The organism is Pantoea sp. DY-15 (assembly GCF_019795935.1).
Lineage (GTDB): Bacteria > Pseudomonadota > Gammaproteobacteria > Enterobacterales > Enterobacteriaceae > Pantoea > Pantoea leporis.
Genome location: NZ_JAIMIF010000001.1, coordinates 172,187 through 189,094, shown reverse-complemented (window position 1 = coordinate 189,094; position 16,908 = coordinate 172,187). Strand labels below are relative to the sequence as shown.

The 16,908-nt window shown below is 54.6% G+C and carries 14 protein-coding genes; 3 read left to right on the top strand and 11 right to left on the bottom strand.

Translation table 11 applies throughout. The annotated features are described in order from the left end of the window. Positions 1-162: 162 nt before the first annotated feature. Genes K5Y32_RS00895 through K5Y32_RS00885 form a run of 3 tightly spaced genes read right to left on the bottom strand, consistent with a single transcriptional unit; the run spans position 163 to position 4,185 of the window. Positions 163-1,938 carry a SmdB family multidrug efflux ABC transporter permease/ATP-binding protein gene (locus K5Y32_RS00895; RefSeq protein WP_192414041.1) on the bottom strand — a complete coding sequence of 592 codons (1,776 nt, stop codon included), beginning with the start codon at positions 1,936-1,938 and terminating at the stop codon, positions 163-165. Then, a complete protein-coding gene (locus tag K5Y32_RS00890; RefSeq protein ID WP_222181559.1) occupies positions 1,931-3,700 on the bottom strand; it encodes a SmdA family multidrug ABC transporter permease/ATP-binding protein in 1,770 nt (589 codons plus the stop codon). The genes K5Y32_RS00895 and K5Y32_RS00890 overlap by 8 nt, the downstream gene beginning before the upstream one ends. 23 nt (positions 3,701-3,723) lie before the next feature. Continuing rightward, entirely contained in the window at positions 3,724-4,185 is a 462-nt protein-coding gene (locus K5Y32_RS00885) for an Lrp/AsnC family transcriptional regulator (protein ID WP_222181558.1), read from the bottom strand. 115 nt (positions 4,186-4,300) lie between these two features. Between K5Y32_RS00885 and K5Y32_RS00880 the strand changes: the two genes are divergently transcribed. Continuing rightward, on the top strand, positions 4,301-5,335 hold the full coding sequence (locus tag K5Y32_RS00880; RefSeq protein ID WP_222181557.1) for a PLP-dependent cysteine synthase family protein: 1,035 nt from the start codon (positions 4,301-4,303) through the stop codon (positions 5,333-5,335). Between the two features lie 34 nt (positions 5,336-5,369). Here K5Y32_RS00880 and cof read toward each other — a convergent pair whose 3' ends face one another. After that, a complete protein-coding gene (gene cof, locus K5Y32_RS00875) occupies positions 5,370-6,191 on the bottom strand; it encodes an HMP-PP phosphatase (RefSeq protein WP_222181556.1) in 822 nt (273 codons plus the stop codon). Between the two features lie 94 nt (positions 6,192-6,285). Between cof and K5Y32_RS00870 the strand changes: the two genes are divergently transcribed. After that, on the top strand, positions 6,286-8,001 hold the full coding sequence (locus K5Y32_RS00870) for an SgrR family transcriptional regulator (RefSeq protein ID WP_222181555.1): 1,716 nt from the start codon (positions 6,286-6,288) through the stop codon (positions 7,999-8,001). 27 nt (positions 8,002-8,028) lie between these two features. Next, positions 8,029-8,724 (top strand): 7-cyano-7-deazaguanine synthase QueC, encoded by a 696-nt coding sequence (gene queC, locus K5Y32_RS00865; protein ID WP_222181554.1) that lies wholly within the window; start codon positions 8,029-8,031, stop codon positions 8,722-8,724. Positions 8,725-8,761: 37 nt separating this feature from the next. Here the strand turns inward: queC and K5Y32_RS00860 are convergent, their stop codons facing one another. From K5Y32_RS00860 to clpP, 7 genes are all read right to left on the bottom strand, one after another. Then, positions 8,762-9,169 carry a thioesterase family protein gene (locus tag K5Y32_RS00860; RefSeq protein ID WP_222181553.1) on the bottom strand — a complete coding sequence of 136 codons (408 nt, stop codon included), beginning with the start codon at positions 9,167-9,169 and terminating at the stop codon, positions 8,762-8,764. A 102-nt stretch (positions 9,170-9,271) separates the two neighbouring features. Beyond that, a complete protein-coding gene (locus K5Y32_RS00855; RefSeq protein ID WP_101762421.1) occupies positions 9,272-9,595 on the bottom strand; it encodes a ComEA family DNA-binding protein in 324 nt (107 codons plus the stop codon). A 140-nt stretch (positions 9,596-9,735) separates the two neighbouring features. Further along, positions 9,736-11,604: a peptidylprolyl isomerase gene (gene ppiD, locus K5Y32_RS00850; protein ID WP_222181552.1), complete on the bottom strand. Its 1,869-nt coding sequence runs from the start codon at positions 11,602-11,604 to the stop codon at positions 9,736-9,738. 237 nt (positions 11,605-11,841) lie between these two features. Continuing rightward, positions 11,842-12,114 carry a nucleoid-associated protein HU-beta gene (gene hupB, locus K5Y32_RS00845; RefSeq protein ID WP_036648244.1) on the bottom strand — a complete coding sequence of 91 codons (273 nt, stop codon included), beginning with the start codon at positions 12,112-12,114 and terminating at the stop codon, positions 11,842-11,844. A 213-nt stretch (positions 12,115-12,327) separates the two neighbouring features. After that, positions 12,328-14,682, bottom strand: a complete 2,355-nt coding sequence (lon, locus tag K5Y32_RS00840) for an endopeptidase La (RefSeq protein WP_101762422.1) — start codon at positions 14,680-14,682, stop codon at positions 12,328-12,330. Between the two features lie 188 nt (positions 14,683-14,870). Then, on the bottom strand, positions 14,871-16,142 hold the full coding sequence (gene clpX, locus K5Y32_RS00835) for an ATP-dependent protease ATP-binding subunit ClpX (RefSeq protein WP_008103932.1): 1,272 nt from the start codon (positions 16,140-16,142) through the stop codon (positions 14,871-14,873). 129 nt (positions 16,143-16,271) lie between these two features. Beyond that, entirely contained in the window at positions 16,272-16,895 is a 624-nt protein-coding gene (clpP, locus tag K5Y32_RS00830; RefSeq protein WP_007886971.1) for an ATP-dependent Clp endopeptidase proteolytic subunit ClpP, read from the bottom strand. Between the last annotated feature and the right edge of the window lie 13 nt (positions 16,896-16,908).

Below are 16,908 nucleotides of genomic sequence, written 5' to 3'. Positions count from 1 at the left end.
GCATAGGCGCGCTGCATCACGCTTCGTTATGTGAAGCGCAGCGCAGATTGTGGGGTAGGAAGAGGAAAGGTGTTGCAATATTGCACTTCTTTGGTGCTTCAAGCCTCAAAGAAGTGCATCAATACAGAACATTCCGATAAAACTGTGCAAAAAAGGTGCAAATCACCCTTCAGCTTGTACGGGGATGCCCGCCGCGAGTTCATCGCCAGCCTGCTGCAGCTGATACATCTGCCAGTAACGTCCCTGCTCGGCCAGCAGCTCAGCATGCGTACCGCGCTCCACCACCTGACCGCGATGCAGCACTAAAATCTGATCGGCTTCGGTAATGGTGGAAAGGCGATGCGCGATCACCACCAGCGTGCTGTGCTGGCGTAGTGCACGTAACGCCTGCTGAATTGCCTGTTCCGTGCCGGAATCGATATTGGCCGTGGCTTCGTCGAGGATCAGGATTTGCGGTAATGACACCAACACGCGCGCCAGCGCCAGCAGCTGTTTCTGCCCAACCGACAGATTATTGCCCTGCTCGCCTAAACGCGTATGGATGCCGTCCGCCATGCTGCGCGCCAGCGGTGCCAGCTGCACCGTCTCCAGCGCCTGCCACACCTGATCTTCCGGGATATCGCGCCCCAAACGCACGTTGGCCAGCAGCGAATCCGCCAGCACCACCGGATCCTGTTGCACCATCGCAACGCTTTGACGTAAAGCGGCGTGCGACAGCTGCGGCAGCGGGCGACCATCCAGTTCGATACTGCCGCGCGTCACCGGGTAATAGCCCATCAGCAGATTCGCCAGCGTGCTTTTCCCGCTGCCGGTGTGCCCCACCAGCGCAACAAAATGACGCGCCGGCACTTCGAGATTGATGTGGCTGAGCACATCGCGATTATCGCGATAGGCAAAGCTCACATCCCGCAGCGAGATGCTGCCGGAGGCCAGCGGCAGACTATCGCTGCCGTAACCTTGCTGCTCCGCATCCATCAGTTCGAAGATACGCTCGCCGGACACCACCGCCTGTTGCAGCATCGACTGCTGCGTGGTGAGTTCAATCAGCGGTTCATTGAGGCGGCCAAGATAGGTAATAAAGGCGTACAGCACACCAACTTCAAACACGCCCGGCGTGGCGAAGCTGAACAGCATCAGCAAACCGCACAGAATCATGGCCGAAAACAGACTCAACAACGGGCGCAATAAAAAGCCATCCAACCGCAGCGTTTCCATACGCGCCAGATAGTGTGAACGGCTGGCTTCGCCCATGCGTTCACCAAAGCGCGCCTGCTGGCGGAACTGCTGGATCACGCTCATGCCGTTGATCACTTCATTGAAGCCGTTGTTGATGTCCGCCAGATAGCTGCGCACGCGACGCGCAATCGGCGTGCTGAAGCGCTGATAAATCATCATCACCGTCAGCACCAGCGGGAAAATCACGATCGCTACCAACGCCATGCGCCAGTCGAGGGAGAACATCGCCACCAGCATCGCGCCAATCAACGCGGCAGCCCGCAACACTGTGGCCACCACGGTGACGTAGAGATCTTTGATCACTTCGGTGTCATTGGTGACGCGCGAGATGATTTGGCCGACCGGCTGCGTATCGAAGGCGCTGAGCGGCTGGCGCAACGCCGCGTTCATCACGTCCACGCGCAATTGCTGCACCACGCCAATCGCCGCGCGGTTAAACAGCAACGCCTGAAAATAGTGCAAACCGGCGGCCAGCAATTGCAGCAGGACAAAGCCCACCAGCAGGCCCGCGACGATGCCCCACGGCATCTGATGTTTCGCCACCAGATTATCGATGAAGTAGCTTACCAGCACCGGTCCGGTGACTTCGGCTGCCGCCGCAATCCACAGCATGCCGACCGCCAGCCACAGCGATTTACGCCACGGTTTGCCATACGCCAACAGTCGTTTCAGCGTCGGCCATAAACGTTGTGATTTAGCCACGGCTTGCTCCTTCTGCCACTTCATCATCATCCAGTGCGGCTTCCAGCTGCTGATAACGGTACATATCGCGATACCAGCCTTCTTTGGCCGCCAGAGTGTCATGATCGCCACGCTGCGCCACGGCGCCGTGCTGCAGTACCAGAATTTCGCTGGCCTCGGTAAGCGCCGACAGACGATGCGCGCTGATAATCAAGGTACGCCCTTTGCCCCACTGACGCAGGTTATGCAGGATGTCATGTTCAGTGCGACCATCAACCGCCGACAGCGCATCATCCAGAATCAGGATTTCGGCATTCAGCAGCAGCGCGCGTGCAATCGCAATGCGCTGCTTCTGTCCGCCCGATAACATCACGCCGCGTTCGCCCACTTCGGTTTCGTAACCTTGTGGCAGGCGCAGAATATCGTCGTGCACGCAGGCCATGGTTGCCACGCGCTCCAGCTCTTGCTGCGTCGCATTCGGGCGACCCAGCGCCAGATTGGCGGCAATGGTGTCAGAGAACAGGAAAGGCGTCTGGCTGACCACCGCCAGTCGGCTGCGCCAGCTATCGAGTCGCAACTGCGGCAGCGGCGTGTTGTGGTAACGAATATCGCCCTGATCGATGTCGAAGTGGCGCTGGATCAGGCTTAACAGCGTGCTCTTGCCACAGCCGGTTGGCCCGCATAATCCCAGCATCTGGCCCGGTTTTAGCTGGAAATTAAGATGGCTCAGCACCGGGCCAGAACTGGCCGGATAGCGGAACTCACGAATGGCAACCTGCATTACGCCAGGTTCAGGCGGTAACACTTTCTGGCCATCTTCAACGGCAGGCGCTTCCGCCAGTAATGAACGGATACGGCTCCACGCCGCACTGCCGCGCTCAACGATGTTGATCATCCACGCCAGCGCCAGCATGGGCCAAATCATCAGGCCGAGGTACATCACAAAGCTGGTGAGCTGCCCGAGCGTCAAACTGCCGTTCCACACCATCCAGCCGCCACCAGCAATTGCCAGCAGGTTGGAGAAGCCGACGGCAATATAAATGATCGGATCGAAACGCGCATCCACGCGCGCCACATGCAGGTTTTTCTTGCCAGTATCCGCGGCGATGCCAGCAAACTGCTGCGACTGGTGATCTTCGAGGCCAAACGCTTTGATCATGCGAATGCTGGTCAGGCTTTCCTGGGTTTGATCGTTCAGGCTTGAAAACGCCGCCTGCGCCACTTTGAAACGTTGATGCAAGCGGGCACCGTCTTTCTGGATGGCGAAAGCCATAATTGGCATCGGGATCAGCGCCAGTAACGTCAGTTGCCAGCTAATTTGGGTACTCATCACAATCAGCACCACCAATCCCATCACCAGCGAATCCACCAGCGTCAGCACGCCTTCACCGGCGGCAAACACCACGCGATCCACATCATTGGTTGCGCGAGCGATCAGATCGCCAGTGCGATGGCGCAGATAAAATGCCGGATGCTGGCGACTAAGCTGACGATAGAAATCTTCACGTAGCTCAACGGCTAATTGGTAGGATGCGCCAAACAGTAGCACGCGCCAGACGTAGCGCAGCAGATAGACGATCACCGCCGTCACCAGCATCACGCCGATCCACATAAAGATCTGCCCGGCGCTTAAATTATGCTGGGTAACGCCGTCGACAATCACGCCAACCACGTGCGGTGGCAGCAATTGCAGTAAGGCAATAACGATCAGCAAGCTGACGGCGCCCAGATATCGCCGCCACTCGCGCAAGAAATACCAACTTAACTGACTGAATAATCGCACAAGCGTGTCTCTTTCTGTGCCCGCTAGGGCGCTACCGGCAAGGCGGTGGTGTATTTAATCTCTTCCATGGCAAAACTGGAGGTCACATCCATCAGGCCCGGCACGCCGTTCACCAGGCGCTTATAAAAGCTGTCGTAACTCTTCATGTCCGCGACCTGAATGCGCAGCAAATAATCGTACTCGCCCGCCATGCGGTAAAACGCCATCACTTCTGGCATTTGCTGCACCACGGCGACAAATTGCTTAAACCACTCGCTGCTGTGCTGCTGGGTTTTGACAAACATAAAGGCGGTAAGCGACAGACCGATTTTTTCGCCGTCCACCAGCGCCACGCGCGCACGAATAATGCCATCATCTTCCAGTTTTTTCAGGCGTTTCCAGCACGGCGTGGTGGTGAGATTCACCGTATCGGCTAACGTCTGCAGCGACAACGTGCAATCCTGCTGCAGCATTGCCAGCAAAGTGCGGTCAGTTTTATCTAACATTGGCCACTCCGGGAGAAAATTTTTCTCTAATCTCGCCATTATAACCCGGTTTTAGCAACCTCTTTTTCCTGCCAGTGCCTTACACTGTCCGCAATAATGATTACGGAAATGCCACATGCAAACGCCCTGGGTTCGCCACGCCATCAATGAAATTAATGCCGATTTTCAGCGCTCTGCGGATACACATCTGATCCGCTTTAAGCTGGATGATTTTCCCGGCATTCACTTCTATCTCAAGGATGAAAGCACCCATCCCAGCGGCAGCTTAAAACATCGTTTGGCGCGTTCCCTGTTTCTCTATGGCCTGGCGAATGGCTGGATCCACGAAAATACGCCAATCATTGAAGCCTCATCTGGCAGTACTGCGGTATCGGAAGCTTACTTCGCGCGTTTGCTCGGTTTGCCCTTTATCGCCGTGATGCCTGCCAGCACCGCGAAACGCAAAATCGAAATGATTGGTTTTTACGGTGGCGAGTGCCATTTCGTCGCCGATCCCTGCCAGCTGTATAGCGAATCCGAGCGTTTAGCGCGTGAACTCAACGGCCACTTTATGGACCAGTTCACCTACGCCGAACGTGCCACCGACTGGCGCGGCAACAACAACATCGCCGAAAGCATTTTCCGCCAGATGTCACACGAACCGTTCCCGGTGCCGCATACGGTGATCATGAGCGCCGGTACCGGCGGCACCTCAGCAACGTTGGGCCGCTATATCCGCTATCAGGGCCATGACACGCGCCTGCTGGTGGTCGATCCGCAGCATTCAGTGTTCTTTGATTACTGGCATAGCCGCGAAAAAACGCTGCGCAGCGAACGCGGCAGCCTGATTGAAGGCATTGGTCGTCCGCGCGTGGAACCGTCGTTTTTACCCGACGTGATTGACGAGATGATGAAAGTGCCGGATGGCGCGACAATCGCCGCGATGCTGCAGCTGGAAAAGGTGCTGGGACGTCGTCCTGGCGCCTCAACCGGCACCAACTTTTGGGGCATGATGCAGGTGGCAAAACGCATGCGGGAAAACAGCGAGCAGGGTTCTCTGGTGACATTACTGTGTGACAGCGGTGAGCGCTATCCGGACACCTATTACAATGCGCAGTGGGTAGAGCAGAATATCGGCGACATTGCGCCTTGGGTGCGAGAGCTGCAATAAAAAACCGGACGTCCTGTCCGGTTCACTGTAAGCCTCAGCATTCGGGGGAATAATCGAGGTGTGGTGTGGTCATCCAGTGATTAAGGTAGTGAGACACCGCCTGTGTCTCGCAATGTCCGATAATCGGTAAATGGGGCAACGACGCTTTCAGTTGATTCATGGCGTTGCCCATAATGAAACCGCTGCCAACGCGCTCCAGCATTTCGCGATCGTTCATGGCATCGCCAAACGCCATACAATCCGCCAGCGACAGCGAAAGGTGCTGGCACAAACGTCCCAACGCCGCGCCTTTATGGCAATCGACCGGCAACACTTCCAGGCAATCCCACGCAGAGAAGCAAATATTAGCCCGCTCGCCCAACGCGGCCTGCAATTCACTTCTTAGCGCCTGCAACATTTCATGCGGTGCAATAAAACAAATTTTGGTGACTTCATGCGCCGACATCTGACGCAAATCACGCAGCTGATAATGGAAGCCACTCATCGCATGCGCTTCCAGCGCGCCGAGCAGCGGTTTATCGGTAAACCAGCCCTCATCGTTGAAAATATGAATCGAGGCTGGCGTTTGCCAATGGGTATGAATCACCTCTTCCGCCACCGATGGCGATAAATCGCAGCCGTAAAGTTGGTTGCCTTCCAGATCGTGAATACGCGTGCCGTTGCCGGTGATCAGCCACGCAGGCAAGGTGATTTGTTCGCGTACTCGCTGCATATCCATAAGATGACGCCCGGTGGCAAACGCCAACGTGACGCCGCGCTGATGCAACGCATGCAGGCTTGCCAGCGTTTCATTACCTAACCGGTGCGAAGGAAGCAACAGCGTGCCGTCCATATCAAATGCCGCGAGGCGAGCCATGCGAATTCTCCTGTCTGAGTGAGGCAGCTACTATCGCCTGGCAATTACGGAACTAATAGTGAATACTTTCTAAAAAACTGTTCCGGGTTTAGCCATGCGCGAACTTCATCGGGTCAATCAATTTCAGCGCCTGTGGCAACTCAGCCACGGCGAAACGCAACGCCTCAGCGTCGCTGCGATGGCGCAACACTGCTTTTGCAGCGAGCGGCATGTGCGCACGTTGCTGCGTCAGTGGCATGATGCCGGCTGGCTGAAATGGCGCGGAGAATCCGGGCGTGGCAAACAGGGCGAGCTGACTTTCCTGCTGTCACCGGAGCAGCTGCGTCAGCAGCTATTAACGCAGCAACTCGATGCCGGCGAGGCGGTGCAGGCGCTGCAGGTGCTGGATCTGCATCCCGAGCGGTTAGTGAAAATGCTGCGGCCGCTGATGGGCGGTCAGTGGCAGAACCAATCACCAGTGCTGCGCATTCCTTATTACCGCGCGATGGAGCCGCTGCGTCCACTAAAGCTAACCGGACGCGCCGAGCAACATCTGGCGCGCCAGGTTTTCTCCGGGCTTACGCGCTTTCGCGATAACGATGTTGAAGGCGATATCGCTCACCATTGGCAGCACGATGCCAGCGGCCGTGACTGGTACTTCTGGCTGCGCCCGCAGCTTAGCTGGCACAACGATGAACCGGTACAGGCGGCACAGTTGGTTGAGCAGTTGCAGCAGATCATGCAATCGCCGCGCGGCTCGCGGCTGCTGGCGGCGATTGAACGGATTGAAGCACCGCATCCGCTGGCGATACATATCCAACTGCGTGAAAGCGATTATTGGCTGCCGCAGCGTCTGGCGCATCAATTCTGTCTGTTACCTCATCCTGAATTCGCCGATGTCGGTAGCGGGCCGTGGAAACTCACGCATTTCACCGCTGAAATGGTGCGGCTGGAGAGCCATGCGCGCTGGCATCTGCAGCACCCGCTGATCCAGCGGATGGAGTACTGGATCACGCCGCAGCTGTTTGACCGTGATCTCGGCACCAGTTGCAGCCATCCGGTGCAGATCGCCATTGGCGATCCTGACGAACTCGGTTCGCTGCGTCCGGTTGATCGCAGTATTAGCCTGGGATTTTGCTATCTGGCGCCACGCATCTCGGCGCACTTCAGTGCCGAGCAGGCCCAATCGCTGATTGCCCTGATTCAGCGCAGCGGCGTTATTCAACAATTGCCGCTGGATAAGGGTTTGATTACACCGAGCCATGAACTGCTGCCTGGCTGGCCGGTACCGCGCGCAGAAAGAGCGAGAATTTCACTGCCGCCGACGCTAACGCTGCATTACCACCTGCCGGTCGAACTGCATGTGATGGCGCAGGCGTTGATTCCACTGCTGGCAAAATATGGCTGCGCCCTCACCTGCATCTTCCATGACGTAAAAAGCTGGCGTGACGATATCGATCTCAGTGAGGCAGATGTGGTGATGGGCGATCGACTGATTGGTGATGCGCCACTGTTTACGCTGGTGAACTGGCTGGAGAACGATCCGGTCTGGCAGCCGCTGCGCGAACAGGTACTGCAAACGCCGCTGAGTGCCATTGCCCAACAACCTGATGCATTGCAGCGCGGTGAATTGACTCAGCAACTGTTTCAGCAGCTGATGTGCGATGGCCATTTACTGCCGCTGTTTAACTATCGCTATCAGGTTTTTGCGCCGCCCGGCGTGGAGGGCATCAAGCTTAATAGCCTGGGATGGTTTGATTTCACCCGCGCCTGGATTCCGCCGCCAACCAAAGCTAGCGCTGTTCAGCCTGCGTCCGAGCCAGTAACATAAGCGGCACTGATTTTTGGGGAAGAAAAAATGAAACGAGCCGTTGTGGTATTCAGTGGCGGACAAGACTCCACCACCTGTTTAATTCAGGCGCTGCAACACTATGATGAAGTGCATTGCGTGACTTTTGATTACGGCCAGCGCCATCGTGAAGAGATCGAGGTTGCGGCTGAGCTGTCGCACAAGCTGGGCGCGCGCGCGCACAAAGTGCTGGACGTTACGCTGCTCAACGAGTTAGCCGTCAGCAGCCTGACACGCGATAACATTCCGGTGCCCACTTACGATCCCAATGCCAGCGGTTTGCCGAGTACCTTTGTACCGGGCCGCAATATTCTGTTTCTGACGCTGGCATCGATTTATGCCTATCAGGTCGAAGCCGAAGCGGTGATCACCGGCGTGTGCGAAACCGATTTCTCCGGCTATCCGGATTGCCGCGATGAGTTTGTTAAAGCACTGAATAACGCCGTCAGCCTCGGCATGGCGCGCAATATTCGCTTTGAGACGCCGCTGATGTGGCTGAATAAAGCGGAAACCTGGGCGCTGGCCGATTACTGGCAGCAACTGCCGCTGGTGCGCGCTGAAACGCTTACCTGCTACAACGGCGTAAAAGGTGATGGCTGTGGCGAATGCGCGGCCTGCCATTTACGCGCTCGTGGCCTGGCAGATTATCAGGCGAACGCGTCGGCGGTGATGGCAGCAATGAAACAAAAAAGCGGCCTCAACTGATTCAGGCCGCAGGGTAAACTGGCGTCATCGGCGCCAGTTATTCATTTTCGACCATCAATGACGCCAGACGCTCGCGCAACTCCCCTTCTATCGGCACCGCTTTTTGCGTACGCAGATCAATACAGACAAAGGTCAGCGCTGCATCAGCCACCTCCGAATTATCACTCGCCAGCAGGACACGCTGCGCAATGATGCCGCTTTTACCGCTGAGCTGTGACACTTCACTTTCAATATTCAGTACGTCGCCCAATACCGCCGGACGACGATAGTTGATGTTGATATTCACCACCACAAACGCCAGTTGCTGCTCCATCAGCCAATGAAACGCATCGACATCCTCCAGCCACTGCCAGCGCGCCTCCTCCAGAAATTCCAGATAGCGCGCGTTATTCACGTGCTGATAAACATCCAGATGGTAACCGCGCACTTTAATTGTGGTTTGCATTATTGCTCCTTGTTCAGGCTGAGAATGACAACTGGTAAGACCTGTTGAGCATAGCACAGCCTGAATCCGGGCTTTTTCAATCCTTCAAAGTCGCGAGACGCTTCACAGTTTAAGCCGGGCGCTGTTGCGCTCAATAAGTGCGCTACCGATACCCGGTACCTCCTTGAGTTGTTCAATAGCGGTAAACGGGCCGTATTGTTCGCGATAACTGACAATCGCCTGCGCTTTCTTCAGCCCGATACCGTTCATACCCGCCGCCAGTTGTTCGGCGGTGGCTGAATTGATGCTGACCTGTCCTTCCTGTGGCGTGGAGACTTGCGTCGCCTGCGTTTCACTGGGACTTTCGGCAGCCGCCAGTCCGGTGGTATAAACTGCGCCGCCCAGCGCCAGCGTAATGCATAGGGCTTGAAACGTTGATTTCACCATGCTGTGTTTCTCCTTGTGTTTGACAGCAACAGCAGGGTGTCACAGCACAATTCAACGCTCAAAAGGGCAATTTCAGAAATGGAAAAGGCCGCATAAGCGGCCTTTCGGATATTGCAGTGATTTAACTTTTTTTGTGAGGCTTACTGGTTTTGTGCTGCGGCGCCGTACTTAATCTTCGCCTCTTTACGCAGGTTTTCCAGCAGCGCTTCAAAGGCGATTTGCGCGTTATTCTGCGTTACGCCTTTTACCATCTCATCGATCTGCGCCTGCGGCATGTTGCCCGCGCTGACTTTATCCAGCGCGATCAGCACCACATTGCCCTGCATATCTTCACTCACGCCCCACGACGGTTTATTGTCGGCAGGTTGTGGCAGATTGAAGGCCGACTGAGCAACAGGATCCTGCGCGTTGCGATCGAACGATTTGCTGGCGCTGAGCGTCAGGCCTGCAGCCTTCAGTGCATCCGCTTTACCGGCTTTCAAATCGGCCAGCAGCTTATCTGCTTGTGCTTTCGCCTGCTGCGTCGCTTTATCATGCTTCAGCGAGTCTACGATCTGTGCTTTTACCTGATCCAGCGGCTTCACCGCTTCCGGTTTGTGCTCGCTGATACGCAGGACAAAGGCACGATCGCCATCCACAGAGATGATGTCGGAGTTGTTACCCGGCGCACCATTCTGGCCTACCAGACCACCGTTGAAGATCGCCTGTTTAACCTGATCGAAATTCAACTCGTCTGGCAGGTTATCACGGGTGATCCAATTGGTTTCTACCACTTTCAAGCCGGAAGCCTGCGCGGCGCCCGCCAACGATTCGTTGTCGTTGCTGGCTGCTTCGCTGACTTTCTGCTGAATTTTGTAGAAGGCATCAACCGCTTTCTCTTGTTTCACTTTATCGGCAACGATGTCATGAACATCGGCCAACGGCTTAACCTGCTCCGGCTGGATATCATCCAGACGCACCACCAGGAAGCCAACCGACGATTTGATAGCGCCGGAAAGCTGGCCTTTCTGCGTCAGATTGGCGTTTTTCAGCTCGTCTGGCGTAGTGCTCGGCTCCAGCCAACCCATGTCACCGCCTTTGCGGGCTGAAATTGGGTCGATGGATTTGCTTTTTGCCAGCGCGGCGAAATCTTCGCCTTTCTTCAGCGCGTCAACCACGGCGTTAGCGTCAGCTTCCGTCTTGGTCTGGATCACGCTGTAGCGATTACGCTGTGGCTGTGAATAATCCGCTTTATGTTGATCGTACCAGCTCTGAATGTCCGCTTCGCTGGCCGTTTCCTGCATGCTAGCGGCATCCATTTTGATGTAGCTCACGCGGAACTGTTCAGGCGCCATGAAGCTATTCTGATGCTGCTGGTAATATTGGCTGACTTCGTCGTCGCTGACCGTCTGCTTAGCCGCCAGCGCGTTGACATCAATCACCGCCTGACGCACTTCACGCTGCTGAGATACCAGATCCACCAGCTTGCTGGTTTCGCCTTTTAGCATGAAATCGGTGTTAGCAATTGCGTTAATCAGCTGCTGCGTCGCCAGCTGCTTGCGCAGCGCTTCGGCATACTGATCGGCAGTGAAGCCCATGCTGGTGATCAGGCCGCTGTATTTGGCGTTGTCGAATTTACCGTTGGTCTGGAAAGCTTTCTGATTGAAGATCGCCTGTTTCACCTGATCATCGCTGATGCCGATGTGCAGATCTTTGATGTACTGATCAAGTAACGTCTGATCGATCAACTGCGACAGCGCCTGCTGGCGCATCTGCTGCATGTAGCCTTCGTTGCTGGCTAACTGCGAGAACTGATCGCCCAGCATCTGCTGCTGACGATTGCGCTCATTGTTATAACCCTGCTCCAGCTCTGCACGGCTGATATCGTGGCCGTTAACTTTGGCAGCATAATCACCGCCGCCACCGATCAGGTAGTTGCCCACCCCGGTGAGTACGAAAGACAGGATGATCAATCCCAGAATAATCTTGAGCACGACATGATTCGACGCCGCGCGTAAATTGTCCATCATGGTATGACAACACTCCGCTGTAGTGTGAATGTAAAGCTCTAACACGATGTCATCATCGTGCAACTGCTGTTCAGGCTGGCAGTTGGCAACCATGCGGAGACAACAACCAAAGGCTATCGCCGCGCATCAAGAATAAAAAAGGCACATCAAAAATGATGTGCCCGTATGTTACATGAGAACGGCTTTTGCGTCCTCAATCCACGGAAGAAAATGCTTCAATGGATGTATCAGCGGTCATTAATTGACGGAATCTTTCAGTGCTTTACCAGCACGGAAGCCCGGAACTTTACCAGCCGGAATGGTGAGCTCTTTACCCGTTTGTGGGTTACGGCCTGTACGAGCTGCACGCTCACGTACAGAGAAAGTACCGAAACCAACCAGTGCCACTTCATCACCGCCCTTCAGAGCTTCGGTAACGGAGTCCATGAATGCATCTAAAACACGTCCCGCTGCCGCTTTAGAAATGTCAGCATCTGCAGCAATTTTGTCGATCAACTGTGACTTATTCACTCTCTTCATCCCCTCTTTTATTATTCACATCGCACCCGTGCTTCCCGCCCGGTGCGAACGCGCAGCCAGTTATATCAAGCCTGTGGAGCTGAAACAACGGTATTCATCTTAATCGTTGATCCAGCAGCCCACTAAGTTAGCGGCACAAAAAAAAGCTGGCAAGCACCATTTTGCCTGCCAGCTTCGCTTTTTAGCGGTTTATGCCGCTAATCACTATTTTGCGGTCGCAACCTGCATGCCGTAAGGCGCATTTTCCAGTGCCAGGTTCAGCACTTCTTCAATACGCTTCACCGGATGAATCTCGAGATCGGCAATCACGTTCTGGGGAATATCCTCCAGATCGCGCTTGTTTTCGTCCGGGATCAGCACGGTTTTGATGCCGCCACGGTGTGCCGCCAGCAACTTCTCTTTCAGGCCACCAATCGGCAGAACCAGACCACGCAGGGTGATTTCACCGGTCATTGCGACATCAGAACGCACCGGGTTGCCGGTTAAGCATGACACCAGCGCGGTGCACATGGCGATACCGGCGCTCGGACCATCTTTCGGCGTCGCACCTTCTGGTACGTGCACGTGGATGTCGCGTTTCTCGTAGAAATCACCGTTGATGCCCAGTTTCTCTGCACGCGCGCGCACCACAGTCAGCGCGGCCTGAATCGATTCCTGCATCACTTCGCCCAGCGAACCGGTGTACGTCAGCTTACCTTTACCTGGCACGCAGGCGGTTTCAATGGTCAGCAGATCGCCGCCCACTTCCGTCCACGCCAGACCGGTCACCTGACCCACACGGCTTTCGCTCTCTGCGCGACCATAATCAAAGCGCTGCACGCCAAGGAAATCCTTGAGGTTGTCGCCATTGATCACGATGTGCTTTTTCGACTTATCCATCAGCAGCGCTTTCACTGCTTTACGGCACAGCTTGGAAAGTTCGCGCTCCAGACTACGCACGCCCGCTTCACGCGTGTAGTAGCGGATGATGCCAACAATTGCGCTGTCGTCGACGGTGATCTCTTTCTCTTTCAGCGCATTACGTTCAATCTGCTTCGGCAACAAATGTTGCTTCGCGATGTTCAGCTTTTCATCTTCGGTGTAACCGGAGAGACGAATCACTTCCATACGGTCAAGCAACGGTGCTGGGATGTTCATGGAGTTTGAGGTCGCCACGAACATAACGTCAGAGAGATCGTAATCCACTTCCAGATAGTGATCGTTAAACGCGATGTTCTGCTCAGGATCCAGCACCTCAAGCAGCGCTGAAGCCGGATCGCCACGCATGTCAGAAGACATTTTGTCGATCTCATCCAGCAGGAACAGCGGGTTTTTGACGCCCACTTTCGCCATTTTCTGGATCAACTTGCCAGGCATAGAACCAATGTAGGTACGACGATGTCCGCGGATTTCCGCTTCATCACGCACGCCACCCAGCGCCATACGCACGTATTTACGTCCGGTGGCCTTAGCAATCGACTGTCCCAGCGAGGTTTTACCCACGCCCGGCGGTCCAACGAGGCACAGAATTGGGCCTTTGATTTTGCTAACGCGACTCTGCACCGCAAGATACTCAAGGATGCGATCTTTGACGCGCTCCAGACCGTAATGGTCGATATCCAGCGTTTCCTGCGCTTTACGCAGGTCTTTCTTCACCTTGCTGCGCGCCACCCACGGAACCTGAACCATCCAGTCGATGTAGCCACGCACCACGGTCGCTTCTGCAGACATCGGCGACATCATCTTCAGCTTCTGCAGCTCAGCTTCGGCTTTTTCACGCGCTTCGGTCGGCATTTTGGCCGCTTCAATCTTACGTTTCAGCGCCTCGTACTCATCCGGCGCATCATCCATTTCGCCCAGCTCTTTCTGAATGGCTTTCATTTGCTCATTCAGATAGTACTCACGCTGGCTTTTTTCCATCTGCTTTTTAACGCGGTTGCGAATGCGCTTCTCAACCTGCAGCAGATCGATTTCTGATTCCATCATCGCCATCAGATATTCCAGACGTTCATTGACGTCGGACATCTCCAGCACGGACTGTTTATCAGCCAGTTTCAGCGGCATATGCGCTGCGACGGTATCGGCCAGACGAGCCGCATCGTCGATGCTGTTGAGGGAGGTTAAGACCTCAGGTGGGATTTTTTTATTGAGCTTGATGTAGCCTTCAAACTGGTTAATAGCCGTGCGCACCAGCACTTCCTGCTCGCGCTCTTCAATTTCTGGCGAGACAAGGTATTCGGCCTGGGCAACAAAATGGTCGCCATTGTCAGCCAACGTGGTGATGTGCGCGCGTTGTAAACCTTCGACCAGCACTTTTACCGTGCCGTCTGGAAGTTTCAGCATCTGCAATACAGAAGCGACGGTCCCTACTGAGAAGAGATCGTTAATGCCAGGTTCATCCGTTGAAGCCTCTTTCTGTGCAACCAGCATGATCTTTTTATCATGATCCATCGCGGCTTCGAGGCACCGAATCGATTTTTCCCGGCCAACAAACAACGGAATTACCATGTGCGGATAAACCACCACGTCGCGCAACGGCAACACGGGGATTTCAATGCGTTCAGAACGCTCAGGATTCATAGAGCTCTCTCTTAGTTTAATGTCCGCCAGGTGATGGGTACCGCGCAATAGAGGTTTTGCAGTTAAACCCACAGGATATTGAGTATATGGGGATGCTTGTACGACATTCAATGTCACTGGCGAGAGAAAAACAAAAGGGGAAAGATTTTTCCCCTTTTTTAAGATAACAACGTGGTGCAATTGTTTATTTATTCACCAGAAGCCTGGGCTTCATGCTTTCCATAAATCAACATCGGCTCGGATTGACCTTCAATGACTGATTCATCAATCACCACTTTTTCAACGTCATCCATCGAAGGCAGGTCGTACATAGTTTCAAGTAACGCACCTTCAACGATAGAACGCAGACCACGCGCACCGGTTTTACGTGACATCGCTTTTTTAGCGATTGCCGTTAAGGCTTCGTCGCGGAATTCCAGTTCTACGCCTTCCAGATTGAACAGCGCCTGATACTGTTTGGTCAGCGCATTCTTCGGCTCACGCAGGATCTGAATCAGCGCTTCTTCACTCAGTTCGCTCAGCGTTGCCACAACCGGCAAACGACCGATGAACTCAGGAATCAGGCCAAACTTGATCAAATCTTCTGGCTCAACCTGAGACAGTAATTCGCCTTCACTCGCCTTCTGGGATTTGCCCTTCACGGTTGCACCGAAGCCGATGCCGGACCCGGTTTCAACACGCTGGGAGATCACCTTGTCGAGACCGGCGAATGCGCCACCACAGATAAACAGAATCTTGGAGGTATCAACCTGCAAGAACTCCTGCTGCGGATGTTTACGTCCGCCCTGCGGCGGTACGGCAGCCACGGTGCCTTCAATCAGTTTCAACAGCGCTTGCTGTACGCCTTCGCCCGAGACGTCACGGGTGATCGACGGGTTGTCAGACTTACGAGAAATCTTGTCGATTTCATCGATGTAGACAATGCCGCGCTGCGCTTTCTGCACGTCGTAATCACACTTCTGCAGCAGCTTCTGGATGATGTTTTCAACGTCTTCACCCACATAACCCGCTTCGGTCAGCGTGGTGGCATCCGCCATCGTGAAGGGCACATCCAGCAAGCGCGCCAGCGTTTCGGCCAACAGTGTTTTACCGCTACCGGTTGGACCGATAAGCAAAATGTTACTTTTGCCCAGTTCAATACCGTTGCTGGTATCGCCATTGCGCAGGCGTTTGTAGTGGTTATACACCGCTACTGCCAGCACTTTCTTCGCCCTTTCCTGACCAATAACATAGTCATCAAGGTGATGGCGGATTTCATGCGGCGTCGGCAGTGAGCTACGCTCGCGGTGCGGCGCAACTTCCTTAATCTCTTCGCGAATGATGTCGTTGCAAAGATCAACGCACTCATCGCAAATGTACACTGACGGCCCGGCAATTAGCTTACGGACTTCATGCTGGCTTTTGCCGCAGAAAGAGCAGTACAGCAACTTACCTGAACCGTCTTTGCGCTTATCTGTCATCAGCTAACCTCTTTTCTTTCTCAGACCAAATTTGTTGTACGGCGCTGGCCGTACATCAACGGCCGATATGCATTCAACCCATCTGCCTGCTCCCCGTTAACTATAGCGTAAGGGGCAGACAGATGTGTCTTATTGGCGATGCGTCAGGATTGAGTCAACCAAACCGTACTCAACCGCTTCGCCCGCAGAGAGGAAACGATCGCGCTCAGTGTCGCGTTCAATCTCTTCCAGCGATTTGCCAGTGTGCTCAGCCATCAGCTCATTCATGCGCTGCTTCACTTTCAGGATTTCGCGCGCATGGATTTCGATATCCGTCGCCTGGCCCTGATAGCCGCCCAACGGCTGATGAATCATCACACGTGAATTAGGCAGGCAGAAGCGTTTGCCTTTGGTGCCTGCTGTCAGCAGGAACGCACCCATTGAACAAGCCTGACCCATACAGATGGTGCTGACATCCGGCTTGATAAACTTCATTGTGTCATAAATCGACATCCCAGCAGTAATCACGCCGCCTGGCGAGTTAATGTAGAGGTAAATGTCTTTTTCAGGATTCTCAGCTTCCAGAAACAGCATCTGCGCCACGATCAGGTTAGCCATATGATCTTCAACCTGACCAGTCAGGAAGATCACACGCTCTTTGAGCAGGCGAGAGTAGATGTCGTAAGAACGCTCGCCGCGCGAGGTTTGTTCGACCACCATTGGCACCAGCGCCATGTGCGGTGCAGTAAATTCACGATCGCCACTGTATGACATTACCGTCTCCTGA

Bases quoted from the DNA above. Each gene is read 5' to 3' on its own strand.
- K5Y32_RS00885 (WP_222181558.1), bottom strand. From the start codon at position 4,185: ATGTTAGATAAAACTGACCGCACTTTGCTGGCAATGCTGCAGCAGGAT.
- K5Y32_RS00880 (WP_222181557.1), top strand. From the start codon at position 4,301: ATGCAAACGCCCTGGGTTCGCCACGCCATCAATGAAATTAATGCCGAT.
- cof (WP_222181556.1), bottom strand. From the start codon at position 6,191: ATGGCTCGCCTCGCGGCATTTGATATGGACGGCACGCTGTTGCTTCCT.
- K5Y32_RS00870 (WP_222181555.1), top strand. From the start codon at position 6,286: ATGCGCGAACTTCATCGGGTCAATCAATTTCAGCGCCTGTGGCAACTC.
- queC (WP_222181554.1), top strand. From the start codon at position 8,029: ATGAAACGAGCCGTTGTGGTATTCAGTGGCGGACAAGACTCCACCACC.
- K5Y32_RS00860 (WP_222181553.1), bottom strand. From the start codon at position 9,169: ATGCAAACCACAATTAAAGTGCGCGGTTACCATCTGGATGTTTATCAG.
- K5Y32_RS00855 (WP_101762421.1), bottom strand. From the start codon at position 9,595: ATGGTGAAATCAACGTTTCAAGCCCTATGCATTACGCTGGCGCTGGGC.
- ppiD (WP_222181552.1), bottom strand. From the start codon at position 11,604: ATGATGGACAATTTACGCGCGGCGTCGAATCATGTCGTGCTCAAGATT.
- lon (WP_101762422.1), bottom strand. From the start codon at position 14,682: ATGAATCCTGAGCGTTCTGAACGCATTGAAATCCCCGTGTTGCCGTTG.
- clpX (WP_008103932.1), bottom strand. From the start codon at position 16,142: ATGACAGATAAGCGCAAAGACGGTTCAGGTAAGTTGCTGTACTGCTCT.
- clpP (WP_007886971.1), bottom strand. From the start codon at position 16,895: ATGTCATACAGTGGCGATCGTGAATTTACTGCACCGCACATGGCGCTG.